This is a genomic window from Sorangium sp. So ce887, from assembly GCF_051521455.1.
Lineage (GTDB): Bacteria > Myxococcota_A > Polyangia > Polyangiales > Polyangiaceae > Sorangium.
Map to the genome: position 1 here is coordinate 4,145,604 of NZ_CP150354.1, position 14,937 is coordinate 4,160,540.

At 71.6% G+C, this 14,937-nt stretch carries 14 protein-coding genes; 6 read left to right on the forward strand and 8 right to left on the reverse strand.

Annotation, left to right across the window (positions count from 1 at the left end; translation table 11 throughout):
* Positions 1 to 47 precede the first annotated feature (47 nt).
* Entirely contained in the window at positions 48 to 3,593 is a 3,546-nt protein-coding gene (locus tag WMF36_RS15400) for a protein kinase domain-containing protein (protein ID WP_437580365.1), read from the reverse strand.
* A 127-nt stretch (positions 3,594 to 3,720) separates the two neighbouring features.
* On the opposite strand from WMF36_RS15400, the gene WMF36_RS15405 reads away from it, so the two are divergent.
* The 4 genes from WMF36_RS15405 to WMF36_RS15420 all read left to right on the forward strand — a co-directional run bounded on the left by WMF36_RS15405 (position 3,721) and on the right by WMF36_RS15420 (position 6,194).
* Positions 3,721 to 3,972, forward strand: coding sequence for a MoaD/ThiS family protein (locus WMF36_RS15405; protein WP_437580366.1), 252 nt, complete (start codon positions 3,721 to 3,723; stop codon positions 3,970 to 3,972).
* Between the two features lie 21 nt (positions 3,973 to 3,993).
* Complete coding sequence (moaA, locus tag WMF36_RS15410; RefSeq protein WP_437580367.1) at positions 3,994 to 5,112, forward strand: GTP 3',8-cyclase MoaA; 1,119 nt, start codon at positions 3,994 to 3,996, stop codon at positions 5,110 to 5,112.
* A gap of 66 nt (positions 5,113 to 5,178) precedes the next feature.
* Positions 5,179 to 5,694: a cyclic pyranopterin monophosphate synthase MoaC gene (gene moaC / locus WMF36_RS15415; RefSeq protein WP_437580368.1), complete on the forward strand. Its 516-nt coding sequence runs from the start codon at positions 5,179 to 5,181 to the stop codon at positions 5,692 to 5,694.
* Positions 5,691 to 6,194: a molybdenum cofactor biosynthesis protein MoaE gene (locus WMF36_RS15420; protein ID WP_437580369.1), complete on the forward strand. Its 504-nt coding sequence runs from the start codon at positions 5,691 to 5,693 to the stop codon at positions 6,192 to 6,194. The genes moaC and WMF36_RS15420 overlap by 4 nt, the downstream gene beginning before the upstream one ends.
* A gap of 58 nt (positions 6,195 to 6,252) precedes the next feature.
* On the opposite strand, the gene phoU is transcribed toward WMF36_RS15420, so the two are convergent.
* The 7 genes from phoU to WMF36_RS15455 all read right to left on the reverse strand — a co-directional run bounded on the left by phoU (position 6,253) and on the right by WMF36_RS15455 (position 13,227).
* A complete protein-coding gene (gene phoU / locus WMF36_RS15425) occupies positions 6,253 to 6,981 on the reverse strand; it encodes a phosphate signaling complex protein PhoU (protein ID WP_437580370.1) in 729 nt (242 codons plus the stop codon).
* 17 nt (positions 6,982 to 6,998) lie between these two features.
* Positions 6,999 to 7,859: a phosphate ABC transporter ATP-binding protein PstB gene (pstB, locus tag WMF36_RS15430; protein ID WP_437580371.1), complete on the reverse strand. Its 861-nt coding sequence runs from the start codon at positions 7,857 to 7,859 to the stop codon at positions 6,999 to 7,001.
* A 9-nt stretch (positions 7,860 to 7,868) separates the two neighbouring features.
* A complete protein-coding gene (pstA, locus tag WMF36_RS15435) occupies positions 7,869 to 8,780 on the reverse strand; it encodes a phosphate ABC transporter permease PstA (protein ID WP_437580372.1) in 912 nt (303 codons plus the stop codon).
* Positions 8,777 to 9,760, reverse strand: a complete 984-nt coding sequence (gene pstC / locus WMF36_RS15440; RefSeq protein ID WP_437580373.1) for a phosphate ABC transporter permease subunit PstC — start codon at positions 9,758 to 9,760, stop codon at positions 8,777 to 8,779. The genes pstA and pstC overlap by 4 nt, the downstream gene beginning before the upstream one ends.
* Before the next feature lie 68 nt (positions 9,761 to 9,828).
* A complete protein-coding gene (pstS, locus tag WMF36_RS15445) occupies positions 9,829 to 10,944 on the reverse strand; it encodes a phosphate ABC transporter substrate-binding protein PstS (RefSeq protein WP_437580374.1) in 1,116 nt (371 codons plus the stop codon).
* Positions 10,945 to 11,030: 86 nt separating this feature from the next.
* A complete protein-coding gene (locus WMF36_RS15450; RefSeq protein WP_437580375.1) occupies positions 11,031 to 12,524 on the reverse strand; it encodes an ATP-binding protein in 1,494 nt (497 codons plus the stop codon).
* 7 nt (positions 12,525 to 12,531) lie between these two features.
* The gene (locus WMF36_RS15455; protein WP_437580376.1) at positions 12,532 to 13,227 is read right to left on the reverse strand and encodes a response regulator; all 696 of its coding nucleotides are present in this window, start codon (positions 13,225 to 13,227) and stop codon (positions 12,532 to 12,534) included.
* 363 nt (positions 13,228 to 13,590) lie between these two features.
* Between WMF36_RS15455 and ndk the strand changes: the two genes are divergently transcribed.
* Both ndk and WMF36_RS15465 read left to right on the forward strand, forming a co-directional pair.
* Positions 13,591 to 14,025: a nucleoside-diphosphate kinase gene (gene ndk, locus WMF36_RS15460; RefSeq protein WP_437580377.1), complete on the forward strand. Its 435-nt coding sequence runs from the start codon at positions 13,591 to 13,593 to the stop codon at positions 14,023 to 14,025.
* Positions 14,025 to 14,903, forward strand: a complete 879-nt coding sequence (locus WMF36_RS15465) for a hypothetical protein (protein ID WP_437580378.1) — start codon at positions 14,025 to 14,027, stop codon at positions 14,901 to 14,903. Before ndk ends, WMF36_RS15465 begins: the two co-directional genes overlap by 1 nt.
* The last annotated feature ends 34 nt before the right edge of the window (positions 14,904 to 14,937 follow it).

The window sequence follows — 14,937 nt, forward strand, 5'->3', positions numbered from 1 at the left end:
CAGATCCCCCCCACGCCAGCCCTCGCGACTAGGCCCCACCGCCCGCCTCAGGCGAGCGCCAGCGTCCGCATCCACCCGCTGATCCGCGTCCCCGCCGGCTTGGGCCACCCCATCCGCGCGAACCGCTCCAGGAGCTGCGGCGTGTGGTCCCCGGTCCGGCTGTCCTTGAACGACGCTCGCGCCGCGTCGAGCTCCCGCGCCGCCTCGTGGAACCGCCCCTCGTGGTACGCGAGCCACGCGAGCGTCAGGTGCCGGTGCTGCCGCGGCTCCGCCTCCGCGAGCGCCACCGCCTCGCACGCGATGAGGTGCTCGCGCGCCTGCTCCGCGTCCCCGCGGTGGAGCGCGATCTGCGCGAAGAGCAGCCGCGCCTCGACGAGCCCCCACGGGTCCGCCAGCGTCTCGTAGATCCTGCCGGCCGAGAGCGCGTGCTCCTCGGCGAGCTCCGGCGCGCCCGCGTCGAGCGCGGCCATCGAGAGGAGCCGCTCGCACCCCGCCTCGCCGCGCGGGTTCGCGAGATCGCGGAAGCTCTGCCGCGCCGCGAGCGCGCCCGCGCGCGACGCCTCGAAGCGGCCGAGGCGGTGATCCACGTGCGAGAGCGTCAGGTCGCACTGCGCGAGCCCGAGCCGGTAGCCGATCGCGTCGAAGTTGGCGCGCGCCGTCGTGAGCAGCGATCGCGCCGCCTCCGAGAGCGCCCCGGCCTGCTCGACCATGCTCTGGAGCAGCAGGCACTGCGCCCGGCCGAGTCGATCGCCGACCTCCAGGAACCGCGCCTCCCCCGACGCGAGCACCGCCCGCGCCCGCGCGTGCTCGCCGAGCTGGTAGTCGATCTCCCCGAGCAGCACCTCGCACTGCGCCTGCCCGTGGCGGTGGCCGATCTCGTCGAAGATCGTGTGCGCGCGCGCCACGAGCCGCCGGCCCTGCGCCTCCGCGCCGACGTCCGACGCGATGTGCCCGAGCAGGCGCAGGCAGTGCGCCTGGTTCTCCCGATCGCCGGCGTGCTCGAAGATGCGCCGCGCGTCCTCCGCGTCGCGCCGCGCCTCGTCGAGCCGCCCCGCCAGCCGAAGCGCCTCGGCCCGGAAGCGCAGCTGCGTCCCGAGCCGCGTCCCCGTCAGCACGGGCCGCGTCTCCACGCCGCCCCGGAGGCCCGGGCGCGAGTCGCTGCCTCCGGGCAGCTTGCCGTCGAGCACGGCGAGATCGCGCAGCGTCGCGGCGATGTCGCGCGAGCTCTGCCAGTGCGCCGCCACGTGCGCGTGCATGAGCGCCGCCGCCTCGTCGGTGTCGCCGGCGCGCAGCAGGCTGACCACCCGGTGCCGGAGGATGCGGCGGCTCGACGCGGCCGGGTGCGCGCCGAGCGCGTCGGCGGCGGCGCGGAAGACGCGGGCCGCGTCCGGCTCGAGGAACAGCTGCGAGAGGAGGTGCTCCTGGAGCAGCGCGTGCGGCCAGCGGAGGCGATCGCCCACGGCGAGGAGGATCTGGGCGCGCTGCATGGCCGCGATCGCGCGGTCCGCGGGGATATCGAGCGGGGTGAGCAGCGCGCGCAGGATCTCGCGCCGGATGTCGCCGCCGAGCGCGGCGGCGGCGCGCGCGCCGGCCCGGAGCTCCTCGGGCAGGGCCGCGAGCCGCTCCTCCCAGAGGTCGGCGGTGGTCGCCGCCTGCACGGCCATCGACGCCTTCGGCACGAAGTACTTGCCCGCGCGGAGCTGCAGATGGCCGCCGCCCGCCCACGCGTGCAGGAGCTGCAGCGCGAAGAGCGGGTTCCCCTTGCAGCGGGCCGTCGCCGCCTCGGCCGCGGCGTCGTCGAGCGGCAGCGTCTCCCGGAGCAGCGCGTGCGTCTGCGTGGGGTTCAGCGGGGCGACGTCGAGCCGCTCCCCGCCGTAGGCCGCGAGCGCCCCCTCCACCCGCTTCGCCGCGACCGGATCGCTCTCGACCGCCTCGCTCCGGACGGTCGCGACGACCAGCAGGCCGAGGTTCGGCGCGTCGCGGTGGAGCGTGAGGAGCCCCTCGAACGTCGTCGAGGACGCGTAGTGCAGGTCGTCGAGCCAGAGGAGCACCGGCCGGTCGCGGCCGATCCGCTCCAGGGTCTTGCGGATGATCAGCCAGCGCAGCTCCGGCCGGTCCAGTCGGAAGCGCTTCCCCGTCGGACCGACCGCCTCGCTCCCCGGGGGCGACGGCTTGATCCACTCGGCGGTCGCCGCGACCCACGTCTTGCCGACCTCGTCCTCGGGCGGGACCTCCCAGAGGTTCATCAGCACCTTCTCGACGATCTCGCGCTCGGCCCGCTCCAGCCGGTAGTGCTGGGTCACCGCGCCGAGGACGCCGTCGAGCGGCGCCGCGATCCGCCGGTAGCGCGCGCGGAGCGGCACCATGAACGCCCGCTCGTGGACCTCCTCGCAGAGCCACTCGGCCAGCCGGCTCTTGCCGACGCCCGCCTCGCCCGCGAGCAGGACGAACCGGTGCATCGCCTTCGGCGCGTCGACCATCTCGGCCACGACCTCCATGAGGCGCGCCCGCTCGCCGGTCCGGGCCACGAACGGGCTCGGCCGGAGCGCGAGCAGGCCGGTGGTCGTCACGGACGGCGGCGGATCGTCGTCTGGAGGCTCGAGCAGCTCGGGGGTGAGCAGCTCCTTGCGGCTCGGGGGCAGCCGGCCGCTCGTCAGCAGGGCGAGCGGCAGCGGCGTGGCGGTCACGTTCACGTCGCTGCGCGGCTCGAACCGCTTCCAGACCCGCCGCGCGTCGCCCGCGAAGTCGAAGCGGTGCCAGGGCCGCTTCGCGAGCAGCCGCTTCACGAACTTCGCGACGTCGCCAGGCACCTCCGGGGGCAGCGGCAGGTCCGGGACCGGCGCGCTCCGGTGCTGCTGGAGGAGCTCGTCGTTCGTGCCGTCGTAGACCTCGCCGCCGGCGAGCAGGGCGTAGAGGATGCAGCCGAGCGCGTAGAGGTCCGTCGCGGACCCCACGTGCGGCGCCGCGAAGCGGATCTGCTCCGGCGCCATCCAGCCCGGGGTGCCCGCGCCCCAGCGCACGGTGGGCTCGCTCTCCCTGGAGCCGTCGAGCCGGTGATCGACCCGGTCCTGGATGAGCCACGCGAGCCCGAGGTCGAGCACGTGCACGAGCGGCGGCTCGCCGCCGTGCTGGAGGTCGACGAGGACGTTGGACGGCTTCAGGTCCCCGTGGATCACCCCGCGCGCGTGCGCGTGCGCGAGCGCGCCGAGGACCTGGTCGATGACGCTCCAGATGATCGGCCAGGGCAGCGGGTCCTCGAGCCGGGCGAGGTAGAGCCACTCGTGGAGCGACCTCCCCGGGACGGCGTCCATCACGAGGTACGGCGTCCCGTTGCTGAGCGCGCCGAAGTCGCGGGCCTTCACGAGCGCCGGGTGCGAGAGGCCGGCGAGCGCCCGGGCTTCCTCCTGGAACCACCAGGCGTCTTCGGGGCGCGCGGCCGCGCCTGGCCGGTCGAGCAGTTTCACGGCGACGCGCTCGTCGATCACGAGATCGCGGCAGAGATAGACGACCCCCATGCCGCCGCGCCCTAGCTCGCGGCGGACCTGGTAGCGACCGGCCAGGATCGTGCCCGGTAAAAAGCCTTCTTCGGACATGGCGGTGAGCGGTCCGATGATAGCCGTGCCGGCCGGGCCCGGTAGACTCGATCTCGCCCGGGCGCTCCCAGGTCGCTCGGCCCCAGTTCGTCGTGTCGCGGCAGCGGAGCGATGCTAGCTTGCGACCATGGATGCAGCGGTTCGCGTGCTCGCTTTCGCAGGCGCGAGGGACGTCCTCGGCGCCGGAGAAGTGGCGTTGCCGCTGCCTGGCCCCTGCACTGCGGCGGAGCTCCTGGATCACGTCTGCGCGCGCTATCCGGGGCTGACCCCCTACAAGGGCTCTATCCGGGTGGCGGTGAACGGCGTCTATGCGACGTCGAGCGATCCTGTAGGTTTCGGCGACGAGGTGGCGCTCATCCCACCTGTGGCAGGCGGCTAGGGGACCCGCTAGGGACACGTCATGCCTCCTTCTACCGGCCTCGATTCTGCGCGCACGGCGGCCGAAGCCTCCGCCCCGAAGCGGCGCTCGCTGCCGCTCGTCGGCGGCGGGGAGCCCGGCCGCCGCGCCGCCGTGATCCCGTACCGAGAGGGCGCCGGCGGGGCGCCCTCTGCGCATGCGGGGCCTGCGCCGCGGAGCGCGCGCATCTCGGTCACGGACCGGTGCGACTTCGCGTGTACCTACTGCCGCCCGTCGCGCCACGACGGCTACGCCGACGGCCGGCTGATGACGTCCGCCTGGCGCACCATGTTCGAGGCCCTGCGCGACGCCGGCATCCGGCGGGTCCGCCTGACCGGCGGCGAGCCGCTGCTCCACCCCGAGATCGTCTCGATCGTCGCGTGCCTCGCCTCGCTCGGCTTCGAGGATCTCGCGCTCACGACGAACGCCTCGCAGCTCTCGCGGCTCGCCTCGCCGCTGCGCGACGCCGGGCTGCATCGCCTGAACGTCTCGATCGACTCCCTCGATCCCCGGCGTTTCCGCGAGATGACCCGCGGCGGCGAGCTCTCCCGCGTGCTGGAGGGCATCGACGCCGCGATCGCGGCGGGCTTCTCGTCGATCAAGCTGAACACGGTGGTCCTCCGCGGCGTGAACGACGACGAGATCGAGCGGCTCGCGCTGTGGGCCTGGGAGCGGCGGATGGTCCCGCGCTTCCTCGAGGTGATGCCGATCGCCGAGGGCGCGAAGCTCGTCGGCGAGCACCTCGTCACCGCGCCCGAGATGAGGGCGCGCCTCGCCGAGCACCTCCTCCAGGAGGACGCGGTCACCGAGCCCGGGCTCGGGCCGGCGAGGTACGTCCGTGCGCGTCGCGACCCGTCGCTCCGCGTGGGGTTCATCACCGGCACGAGCGACACGTTCTGCGAGAGCTGCGATCGCCTGCGCGTCTCCTCGACGGGCGAGCTCCGGCCGTGCCTCGCCACGGACGACGGCGTCGACGCCTCGCGCGAGGCGATGGCCGGCGATCCGGCGGCGATCCGCCAGCGCCTGGACGAGGCGTGGCGCCTCAAGCCGGACGGCAAGATCTGGAAGGGCTGCACCGAAGAAACGGCCTCCGCTGTGTCGATCCGCGCGATCGGCGGCTGACCTGCGCGGCGCTGGATCACGGATCGGCTTTCGGTCCTGGCGGCTGCCGTGTCAGATTCCGGAGCGATGTCGCAGACCCCTGATCGACCCGGCGAGGGCGGAGCGCTCTCGACCCACCTGTCCCCGAGCGGCGAGGCCCGCATGGTGCCTGTCGAAGGCAAGCCCGTCACGCACCGCCGCGCGGTCGCGTCGGGCGCCGTCCTGATGCGCCCCGAGACGATCGCCCGTGTCGCGCGCGCCGACGCGCCGAAGGGCGACGTCCTGGCCGCGGCGCGGATCGCCGGGATCATGGCGGCGAAGCGCACGCCGGAGCTCATCCCGCTCTGTCACGGGATCGCGCTCACCCACGTCGCGGTCGAGCTCGACGTGGACGAGCCCTCCGCGGCGATCCGGGTGACCGCGGCCGCGGAGGCGATGGATCGCACCGGGGTCGAGATGGAGGCCATGGTCGCGGTGAGCGCCGCGTGCCTGACGATCTACGACATGCTCAAGGGGATCGACCGCGAGATGGTGATCTCGGAGATCAAGCTCCTCGAGAAGAGCGGGGGCCGTTCCGGTCATTTCCAGAGGAGCGCGCCGTGAGCCGGATCCGCACCGAGCCGCTGAGCCTCGACGAGCTCATCGCCGCCGTGTCCCATCCTGGCGCGGGCGGCATCGCCACGTTCCTCGGCGCGGTCCGGGACGTCAACGACGGCCGGTCGGTCACGCTGCTGGAGTACGAGGCCTACGGGACGATGGCCGAGGCCGAGCTCGAGCGGGTCCTGGCGGAGATCGCCGCGGAGATCCCCGGTGTGCGCGTCGCCGCGACGCACCGGGTGGGGGCGCTCCACATCGGCGACGTCGCCGTGGCCTGCGCCGCGAGCGCGCCGCATCGGGGCGAAGCGTTCCGGGCGTGCCGCCTGCTCATCGACCGCATCAAGGCGCGCCTGCCGATCTGGAAGCGCGAGCACGGCCCGGACGGCCCGTACTGGGTCGGCTGGGAGGACGCCCGCTGCGGCGGCGAGCACGGGCCCGAGGAGCACCACGGGCACGCGCACGGCCACGGCGGGGCGGCGCCTCCGGACGGCACTGGCGGCGTCTAGCGCAAGCCATGGGCCCCGGTCGGCGGCGCCTGGCGCAGGCGCCTCCAGGCGGCGGCGCCTAGCGCAGGCGCAGCCCGGGCGGCGGCGGCGGCGAGGTGAGCGGGTCGTTCTCTCTCAGGCGGTGGTTGTGCCGGATGTCCGTCCCCTTGACGAGGAAGACGACCGACTCGGCGATGTTCATGGCGTGATCGGCAATGCGCTCCAGGTACTTCGCGACCGACTGGATGCGCGTGGCCCTGAACACGGTGCTCGGGTCGCGGCTCATGATGAAGAGCACCTCCTGGAAGATGCGGGCGTAGTGCTCGTCGATCACGTCGTCGCGCGTGAGCAGCACTTGCGCACGCTCGCAGTCGCGGGCGACCAGCGCGTCGAGCGCCTCGTGCACCACCTCGATCGCCTCGTCCGAGAGGCCTTGCAGCTCCGCCGCCGGCGCGAGCGGCGGCTCCTCGTTGAGCTCCTGCACCCGCTCGCAGATGTTCACCACGAGGTCGCCGATCCGCTCCAGATCGGTGACGATCTTGAGCGCGGTCGTGACGAAGCGCAGGTCCGAAGCGACGGGCTGGCGCGTCGCGAGGATCCTCATGCAAAGCTCGTCGACCTCGCACTCCAGGCGGTTGATCCGGCGATCGAGCCGGATCGTCGCCTTGGCGAGGCCCGTGTCGCGCGTCGCGAGCGCGGTCGAGCCCTTCTGGATCATCTCCTCGACCAAACTGCCCATCAGCAGCAGCTTTTCGCGCAGTGTGCGCAGCTCGTGCTCGTAGACCTTGCTCGTGTGCGACGTCGGCATGAAATTCCCCACTCCCCTCAGCCGAACTTACCGGTGACGTAATCTTCCGTTTTGCTTTCCTTCGGGTTGGTGAAAATTGTCTGGGTTCTGTCGAACTCCACCAAATCCCCCATGTAGAAGAAAGCCGTGTAGTCAGAGCACCGCGCGGCCTGCTGCATGTTGTGCGTGACGAGCACGCAAGTATATCGCTGCTTCAGCTCATCGATGAGCTCCTCGACGCGCGCGGTCGCGATCGGATCGAGCGCAGAGCACGGCTCGTCGAGCAGGATCACCTGGGGCTCGACGGCGAGGACGCGGGCGATGCAGAGCCGCTGCTGCTGGCCGCCGGAGAGCGAGAGCCCGGACTGGTCGAGCTTGTCCTTCACCTCGTCCCAGAGCGCGACCTGGCGCAGGCACTTCTCGACGAGACCGGTGGGGTCCTTGACGGAGATGCCGTTCAGCTTGTGTCCGGCGAGGACGTTCTCGCGGATCGACATGGTGGGAAACGGGTTGGGCTTCTGGAATACCATGCCGACGCGGCGGCGCAGTCGCACCGGGTCGACTGCCTTATCATAGATGTTCACGCCGTCGATCATGACCGAGCCCTTCGCCGTGGCCCCGGGCACCTGCTCGTGCATCCGGTTGAGGCAGCGCAGGAACGTCGACTTGCCGCATCCGGACGGGCCGATGACCGCGGTGACATGGCCGTCCGGGATGTCCAACGTGATGTCGTGGATGGCGTGAAACTTGTGAAAATAAGCGTTCAGCCGGGTGACGCTGATCTTGGCCGCCGGCGTCTCGGATTCGGGCTCCACAGAGCGGTGGTCGACGACGTCTGCGTCGAGGCCTCCGCGGCGTTCCCCCGTTTGTCCTTTGTGCGGTGAGTCAAACGAGCTCATCGAGTGCCTTTAACGCGCCTTGACGCTCCGGGACGTGGCGACGCGGGCGAGCAAATTGAGGAAGAAGACGATGGCGATCAGCACGAGCGCGCCGGTCCATGCCTCCTGCTGCCATTTCGGGTAGGGCGAGGTCGCGTTCCTCCAGATCTGGACCGGCAGCGAGGCGATGGGGCGATCGATGGCGAAGCTCCAGTACTGGGAGCCGAGCGCGGTGAGGAGCACCGGCGCGGTCTCGCCGGCGATGCGGGCCACGGCGAGCATCACGCCGGTGCCGATGCCCGGAGAGGCCGTCCGGAGCACGACGAGGAGGCTCGTGCGCCACTCCGGGACGCCGAGGGCGAGCGACGCTTCGCGGAGGTGCGCGGGCACGAGCTTGAGCAGCTCCTCCGTCGTGCGGGTCACCGTCGGGAGCATCACGATCGCGAGCGCGATGCCGCCGGCGAGCGCCGAGAAGCGCTTCATCGTGACCACGACGAGGGCGTAGACGAACACGCCGATGGTGATCGAGGGCACGCCGCCGAGCACGTCGGCGATGAACCGGATGGCGCTCGCGAGCTTGCCCCGCCCGATCTCGGCGAGGTAGATGCCGGCGAGGATGCCTGTCGGCAGCCCGATGCTGCAGCCGATGGCGATCAGGATGAGCGTGCCGACGACGGCGTTGCCCATGCCGCTCCGCTCCTCGCCGACCGGCTTCGGGAGCTGGGTGAAGAAGTCGAGGGACAGCCCGCTCAGGCCCTTGCTGACGACATAGATGAAGATCAAGAACAGCGGGACCAGGACGACGACGGCGCTCGCGACGCAGAGCCCTTCGAAGAAGTAGCCGCGGGCGCGACGCAGGCTTTCGCCGGGCGCGGGCGCGAGCAGCGTGCGTCTGGGGGCGATGGACGGGCTCGTCACGGGGGCAGGGGTGTCGCTGCTCATGCGCGCCTCTCCAGCTTGCTCTTGGTCGAGCTCACGAGCCACCGGGCAAAGAGGTTGAGGACGAGGGCGACCCCGAAGAGGAGCAGCGCGATCTTGGAGAGCGCCGACACGTACATGTCGCTGGTCGCCTCGACGAACTCGTTGGCGATGACGCTCGCCATCGAGTACCCGGGGTGGAAGATCGAGGCGCTCACCTTCGGGACGTTGCCGATCATCATGGTGACCGCCATGGTCTCGCCGAGCGCCCGGTTCAGCCCGAGGATGATCGCGCCGATGATGCCCGAGCGCGCGGACGGCAGGACCGAGTAGCGGATGGTGTCCCACGCGGACGCGCCGAGGCCGATCGCCGCCTCGCGATGCAGCTGCGGGACCGCCTGCATCACCTCGCGCGACACCGAGGTGATCGTGGGGACGATCATGATCGCGAGGATGACGCCTGCGGCGAACATGCCGAAGCCGAGCGGCGGGCCCTCGAAGAGGGGCAGGTAGCCGAAGTACTTGATCATGAACGGCTCGACGGTGTCCCGGAGCCAGGGGCGGAGCACGGCGATGCCCCAGAACCCGTAGACGACGCTCGGAATCGCCGCGAGGAGCTCGACCATGAAGCCGAGCGGCTTGCGGATCCGGTGGGGAGCCAGGTCCGACAGGAAGATCGCGAGGCCCAGCGAGACGGGGACCGCGAGCGCGATGGCGATCAGCGAGGTGACGACCGTGCCGTAGACGAACGGCAGCGCGCCGAACTGCTCGCGCGCAGGGTCCCACACGGTGCCGGTGAGGAACCCCAGGCCGAACTTGTCGATGGCCAGCCGGGATGACCGGATGAGCTGCAGCACCATCAGCGTGGGCACCGCGAGCACCGTCAGGCCGAACGCCGTCAGGATGACGCGGAACGCTCGGTCTGCGCCGCGCGCGCCACGCGCCGCGTCGACCCACGGGGCGGACGAGGCAGTTTGTTGCATCGGGACTTCTACCGTGCTCATGGACCTATCCTGCGCGCGCGTCGGCGACGCGCGACGGAGCGCCGTATGCGCCGCTGACGCGCCTTCCTTCATGGTGATGGGGTGAGGAGGGGCTTGCCGTCAGGGCCCACCACCGCGGCGAGCTTCTTGTTGACCTTCTCCACCACGGCCGTCGGCAGCGGCGCATAGTGGAGATCGTTGGTGAACTTCTGGCCGTCTTGCAGCGCCCATTTCACGAAGCTGGCGAGCACCTTGCCCTTCGCGAGCTCCTTCTGCTCCTGGTACACGAGCAGGTAGGTGAAGCCGGCGATGGGGTACGCGTCCTCGCCCTCGGCGTCGACGAGCGAGACCCGGAGGTCGTCCGGCATCCGGGTGGCGACGCCGGCGCCCGCGGCGGTCGTGCTCTCGAGCGACGGGGCGATGAATTTCCCGCTCTTGTTCTTGAGCGAGGCGAAGGTGAGCTTGTTCTGCATCGCGTACGCGAGCTCGATGTAGCCGATCGAGGCGGGCGTGCTCGTGATGAGGGCGGAGACGCCGTCGTTGCCCTTGGCGCCGAGGCCGCCCGGCCAGTTGACGCTGGTCCCGGCCCCGGGGCCGCTCTTCCACTCCGGGCTCACCGCGGTCAGGTAGTCGACGAAGATCTTGGTCGTCCCGCTGCCGTCCGAGCGGTGAACCGTTGCGATCTCCTTGTCGGGGAGCTTCACGTCCGGGTTCTCCTTCTGGATGGCCGGGTCGTTCCACTTCTTGATCTTGCCCAGGAAGATGTGCGCGGCCGCCTCCGGCGTCAGCTTCAGGCCTGACGCAACACCCTCGAGGTTGTAGGTCAGCACGACCGCGCCCAGGCAGGTCGGCAGGTGCAGGATGCCGGCAGCCTTCGCGAGTTGCTCCTCGCTCATCGGCGCGTCGGTGGCGCCAAAGTCGACGGTCCGCTCGGTGATCTGCCGGATCCCGCCGCCGGAGCCGATGGACTGGTAGTTGATCTTGACCTTGGGGTTGGCTTTTTGGAACTCAGCGATCCACTTAGTATACAGCGGGTACGGGAACGTCGCGCCCGCGCCGGTCAGGGTGACCTCCCCGTCGGCGGTCGGCTGTGGCGCCGCGTTCGGTTTCGCGCCGGGGAGTGAGCCGGCCTCTTGAGGAGCGTCGGAGCGACCGCATGCGGTCGCCAGGAGGAACATCGCCAGGGTGAGCAGAATTCGAGCCATGCACCATCAGGCGTAATCGAGTTCTGTGACAGCTGTGTGACAGCAGGGTGGAACGGTGAGTACCGTGTTTCCCTGACTTTGCGGGCTCACACGGCGCGCGCGAGGCGGACGGTGAACTGAGTGCCGCGGCCGATGGCGCTCTCGACCTCGATCGATCCGTTCATGAGCTCGACCAGGTGCTTCACGATGGCGAGGCCGAGCCCCGTGCCGCCCAGATCGCGTGAGCGGCCGGCGTCCACGCGGTAGAACCGCTCGAAGATGCGGCCCAGGTGGTGGGGCGGGATGCCGGGCCCGTCGTCGGAGACGGCGATCGTCACCTGGTGATCGATCGAGCGCGCCTTCACCGTGACGTGAGCGCCCTCACCCGCGTACTTGATGGCGTTGTCGAGCAGGTTCATGAGCACCTGCTCCAGCGCGCGGCGGTCGCACCGCGCGGGCGGGAGCGCGGTGGCGTCGACGGTCACCGTGACCCTGCGCCGGCGCGCCGCCTCGGCGAGCAGGTGCGTGACGTGATCGATCGCGGGGGCGATGTCGAGCTCCGCCAGCGCGAGGGGGAAGCTCTTCGCCTCGATCTTCGAGAGGTCGAGCAGGTCGTCGACGAGGTGGCGGAGCCGCTTCGCGTGCCGATCGATCACGTCGACGAACTCGGCGGCATCGAGGGGGTCCTGCAGCGCGCCGAGCTGCAGCGTCTCGGCGGCGGTGCTGATCGCGGTGACCGGCGTCCTGAGCTCGTGGGACACGTTGGCGACGAAGTCGGTCCGGATCGTCTCCAGCCGGCGGAGATCGGTGACGTCGTGGAACACCGCGATGAGCCCCGGCTCCGCCGACGCGCCGCCGTGCTCCGCGCGCGCGTCGAGCGCGTCGAGCGCGTCACGTCCGGTGCGCGCCGGGCCCTTCCGGCGCGACACGCGCACGAGCAGCCGCCTCGGCAGCGCCCGCCCGAGCTCGACCTCGACGTCGACCGGCTCGTCCCGCTGGCCGGCGAGCTGGATCGCCTCGGTGAGCCGCGCGTTGCGGATCGACTCGATGACCGAGCGGCCGAGCGCGTCCTCTCCGAGGGAGGCCATCGCGCGCAGCGCCCGGTTGGCGAGGAGGATCCGCCCGTCGCGATCAAGCACGAGTACGCCCTCGCTCATGCCGTCGAGGATGCCCGCGAGCAGGTCGCGCTCGGTCCGGACCTCAGCGATGGAGCGGGAGAGCTCGCTCGTCAGGTGGTTCAGCGCGCGCGCGAGCTGGCGGAGCTCGCCCGAGCCGCGCAGGGGCGCGCGCGTCGACAGGTCGCCCTCGGACATCGCCAGCGCGAAGCGGGTCAGCCTCCGGATGGGGCGCGTGATGAAGAAGGTGGTGGCGGCGCCGACCGAAATGGCGACGACGATCACGGCGCCCATGCCGAACAGCAGGGTCCGCCGCGAGCGCGAGAGGGCCGCGTCGACGGCGGCGCGCGGGCTGTGCTCCGCGAGCAGCGCCGCTTCCAACTCGCGCGCGGCGAGGCGCTCGATCGGGACGCCCGCGAGGAGGAGGACGAGCACCGTCGCCGCCACGAGCTTCGCGCCGACGCCGAGCTGCCTCAGCACGAGCATGGGGCCTCTAGGCGACCTCGGGCTCGGCGCGGAACCGGTAGCCGACGCCGCGCACGGTCTCGACGTAGTCGCCGGCGGCCCCGAGCTTCTCGCGGACGCGCTTCACGTGCGTGTCGACGTTGCGCGCGGTGACGTCGACGTGCGAGCCCCACACCTCGTCGAGGAGCAGATCGCGCGAGAGCACGCGCCCGCGGCGATCGTAGAGCATCGTGAGCAGGCGGAACTCGAGCGCCGTCAGCGCGATCTCGTTCTCCTGCACCCACGCCCTGTGCGCGGCCCGGTCGACCCGCAGGATGCCGAAGTCGAACTTCTCCGGGGCCGACGTGGGGCTCTCGGAGCGCTTGAGGATCGCTCGGGCGCGCAGGATGAGCTCTCGCACGCTGAACGGCTTGACGACGTAGTCATCGGCCCCGAGCTCGAAGCCGACGATCCGGTCGATCTCTTCCCCCTTGGCGGTGACCATGATGACGGGGACCGCGGAGGTCTGCGGGTTCTGCTTGAGGCGACGGCAGATCTCGGTGCCCGACATGTCCGGGAGCATCAGGTCGAGCAGGACGAGATCGAACCGCTCCTCCTTGACCGCGCGAAGCGCGGTCTCTCCGCTCCCGGCGGAGACCACATCGAACCCAGCTTGACGGAAGTTGTATGTGAGGACGCGCTGCAGGTCGCGCTCGTCCTCGACGATGAGCACGTGGCTCGGCATGGCCGATGGGTGTAGCAGCGCATTGTGACAGCTTGATGGCGATCGCGCGTGCCGCGCGTCGACGTCGCGAGACGGAGCTCCCGCGAGCAGGCGGTGGAGCGCGAGGGCGAGGGGAGCGCTGCGAGGCGCGACGGACGGCGGAAGGGAAGCGCGCCGGAGGGCGGGCGGCCCGAACGGAGACAGCTCCGGGGGCAGCGCCGGGCGCAGCCGGGAGAGCCACCGCGAGCGGCGTGGCGGCAGGCGGGCGGAAACGACGGGAGCGCGGAAGCGCGCCGGGGGCGCGCAGCGGGACGGATTGCGGATCTTGCGGACAGAATGTGTGGCGCTTGCAATGCTGAGCGTTTTCGCCTAACTGGGCCGCCCATGGCCCTCGAGCGAACCCTCTCAATCATCAAGCCTGATGCGGTAGAAAAGAACACGGCCGGCGCGATCATCGCCCGCCTGGAGCAGGAGGGCTTCACGATCAAAGCGATGAAGCGCATCCACCTCACCCGCGCGGAGGCGGAAGGCTTCTACGCCGAGCACCGGGGACGCGGCTTCTTCGACGAGCTCGTGACGTTCATGTCGCGCAGCCCCATCCTGGTGATGGCGCTCGAGCGCGAGGACGCGGTCGCGAAGTACCGCGAGGTCATCGGCGCGACCGACCCGGCGAAGGCGGCGGAGGGGACGATCCGCAAGCTGTACGGGGCGAACGTGGGCGAGAACGCGGTCCACGGATCCGACAAGACGGCGACCGCCGCGCGCGAGATCGGCTACTTCTTCGCGGGCTACGAGGTCGCTCCGAGCGCGACGAACTGATGCTCGGCGAGCGGCTCGCCGCTGCGCTCGGCGCGGCGCGGGACGGCGCTGCAGGCATCGAGAGCTTCGCGCACCTGCTCGGCTCGCGCCGCGTCGGGCCGCGCGGGGTCGCCCTCGCGCTGCCGGAGGTGTGTGAGGGGTGCGCGGCGCTCGTCTCCGCCCTCGACAGCCTCTCCGCGGCGGTCCGCGACGGCTTCGTCGAGACCGACGACGCCGCGGCGGCCGACGCCGCGTGCGCGCTGCTCGAGCACGCGGGCGTCGAGGTCGCGCGCCTCACGGAAGAGCTGTCGCGCGCCGCGGCGAGCGCCCCGCCGGGGCGCGGCCCCGGGCGCGGCCGCGGGGAGCGCGCCGGCTCCGAGCGCGGCATCGACGCGCGGCAGCGCCTCGCGCTCGAGGCGTCGGTGCGCAGGACGGCCCGGGAGCTGAGCGGCGCGCTGCGCCTGTCCGAGCTCGTGATCGCGACCCTCGAGCTGCGCCCGACGCCGCTCGATCTCATCGACGTGCTCCGCAACTGGAGCGCCACCGCGGTCGAGGGGCGGCCGGTCGTCGGCATCTCGGTCGCCTCCGCGGACAGCCGCGCCAACGAGGTGGAGGGCGACGTGCGCGCCGTGAGCGGGCTCATGGAGCTCGCGGTCGGCATCGTCAGCGCCGCGGGCATCGCGAGCCCTCACCTCACCGTCTCCCGCCTGCCGGACGGGCGCTCGACCGTGCGCATCGCGGAGCGCGGCCCGCGCGAGGGGGCGCCGGTGGTCTCCCTCGACGTGGTGCTGCGCGACGGTGGCGAGCCGGCCGCCGCCGTCGCCCGCGTCGTCGCGCGCCGCGCGCGCATCGAGCTCGTCGAGGGGATCGGCGGCCGCGTCGTCACCGTGACGTTCTGACGTCGGTGCCGGTGCTAGCGCGGCCGTGCTAAAG

What these genes read in the sequence shown, in the direction of transcription:
- WMF36_RS15400 (WP_437580365.1), bottom strand. Translation starts at nt 3,593, where the DNA reads ATGTCCGAAGAAGGCTTTTTACCGGGCACGATCCTGGCCGGTCGCTAC.
- WMF36_RS15405 (WP_437580366.1), top strand. Translation starts at nt 3,721, where the DNA reads ATGGATGCAGCGGTTCGCGTGCTCGCTTTCGCAGGCGCGAGGGACGTC.
- moaA (WP_437580367.1), top strand. Translation starts at nt 3,994, where the DNA reads ATGCCTCCTTCTACCGGCCTCGATTCTGCGCGCACGGCGGCCGAAGCC.
- moaC (WP_437580368.1), top strand. Translation starts at nt 5,179, where the DNA reads ATGTCGCAGACCCCTGATCGACCCGGCGAGGGCGGAGCGCTCTCGACC.
- phoU (WP_437580370.1), bottom strand. Translation starts at nt 6,981, where the DNA reads ATGCCGACGTCGCACACGAGCAAGGTCTACGAGCACGAGCTGCGCACA.
- pstB (WP_437580371.1), bottom strand. Translation starts at nt 7,859, where the DNA reads ATGAGCTCGTTTGACTCACCGCACAAAGGACAAACGGGGGAACGCCGC.
- pstA (WP_437580372.1), bottom strand. Translation starts at nt 8,780, where the DNA reads ATGAGCAGCGACACCCCTGCCCCCGTGACGAGCCCGTCCATCGCCCCC.
- pstC (WP_437580373.1), bottom strand. Translation starts at nt 9,760, where the DNA reads ATGAGCACGGTAGAAGTCCCGATGCAACAAACTGCCTCGTCCGCCCCG.
- pstS (WP_437580374.1), bottom strand. Translation starts at nt 10,944, where the DNA reads ATGGCTCGAATTCTGCTCACCCTGGCGATGTTCCTCCTGGCGACCGCA.
- WMF36_RS15450 (WP_437580375.1), bottom strand. Translation starts at nt 12,524, where the DNA reads ATGCTCGTGCTGAGGCAGCTCGGCGTCGGCGCGAAGCTCGTGGCGGCG.
- WMF36_RS15455 (WP_437580376.1), bottom strand. Translation starts at nt 13,227, where the DNA reads ATGCCGAGCCACGTGCTCATCGTCGAGGACGAGCGCGACCTGCAGCGC.
- ndk (WP_437580377.1), top strand. Translation starts at nt 13,591, where the DNA reads ATGGCCCTCGAGCGAACCCTCTCAATCATCAAGCCTGATGCGGTAGAA.
- WMF36_RS15465 (WP_437580378.1), top strand. Translation starts at nt 14,025, where the DNA reads ATGCTCGGCGAGCGGCTCGCCGCTGCGCTCGGCGCGGCGCGGGACGGC.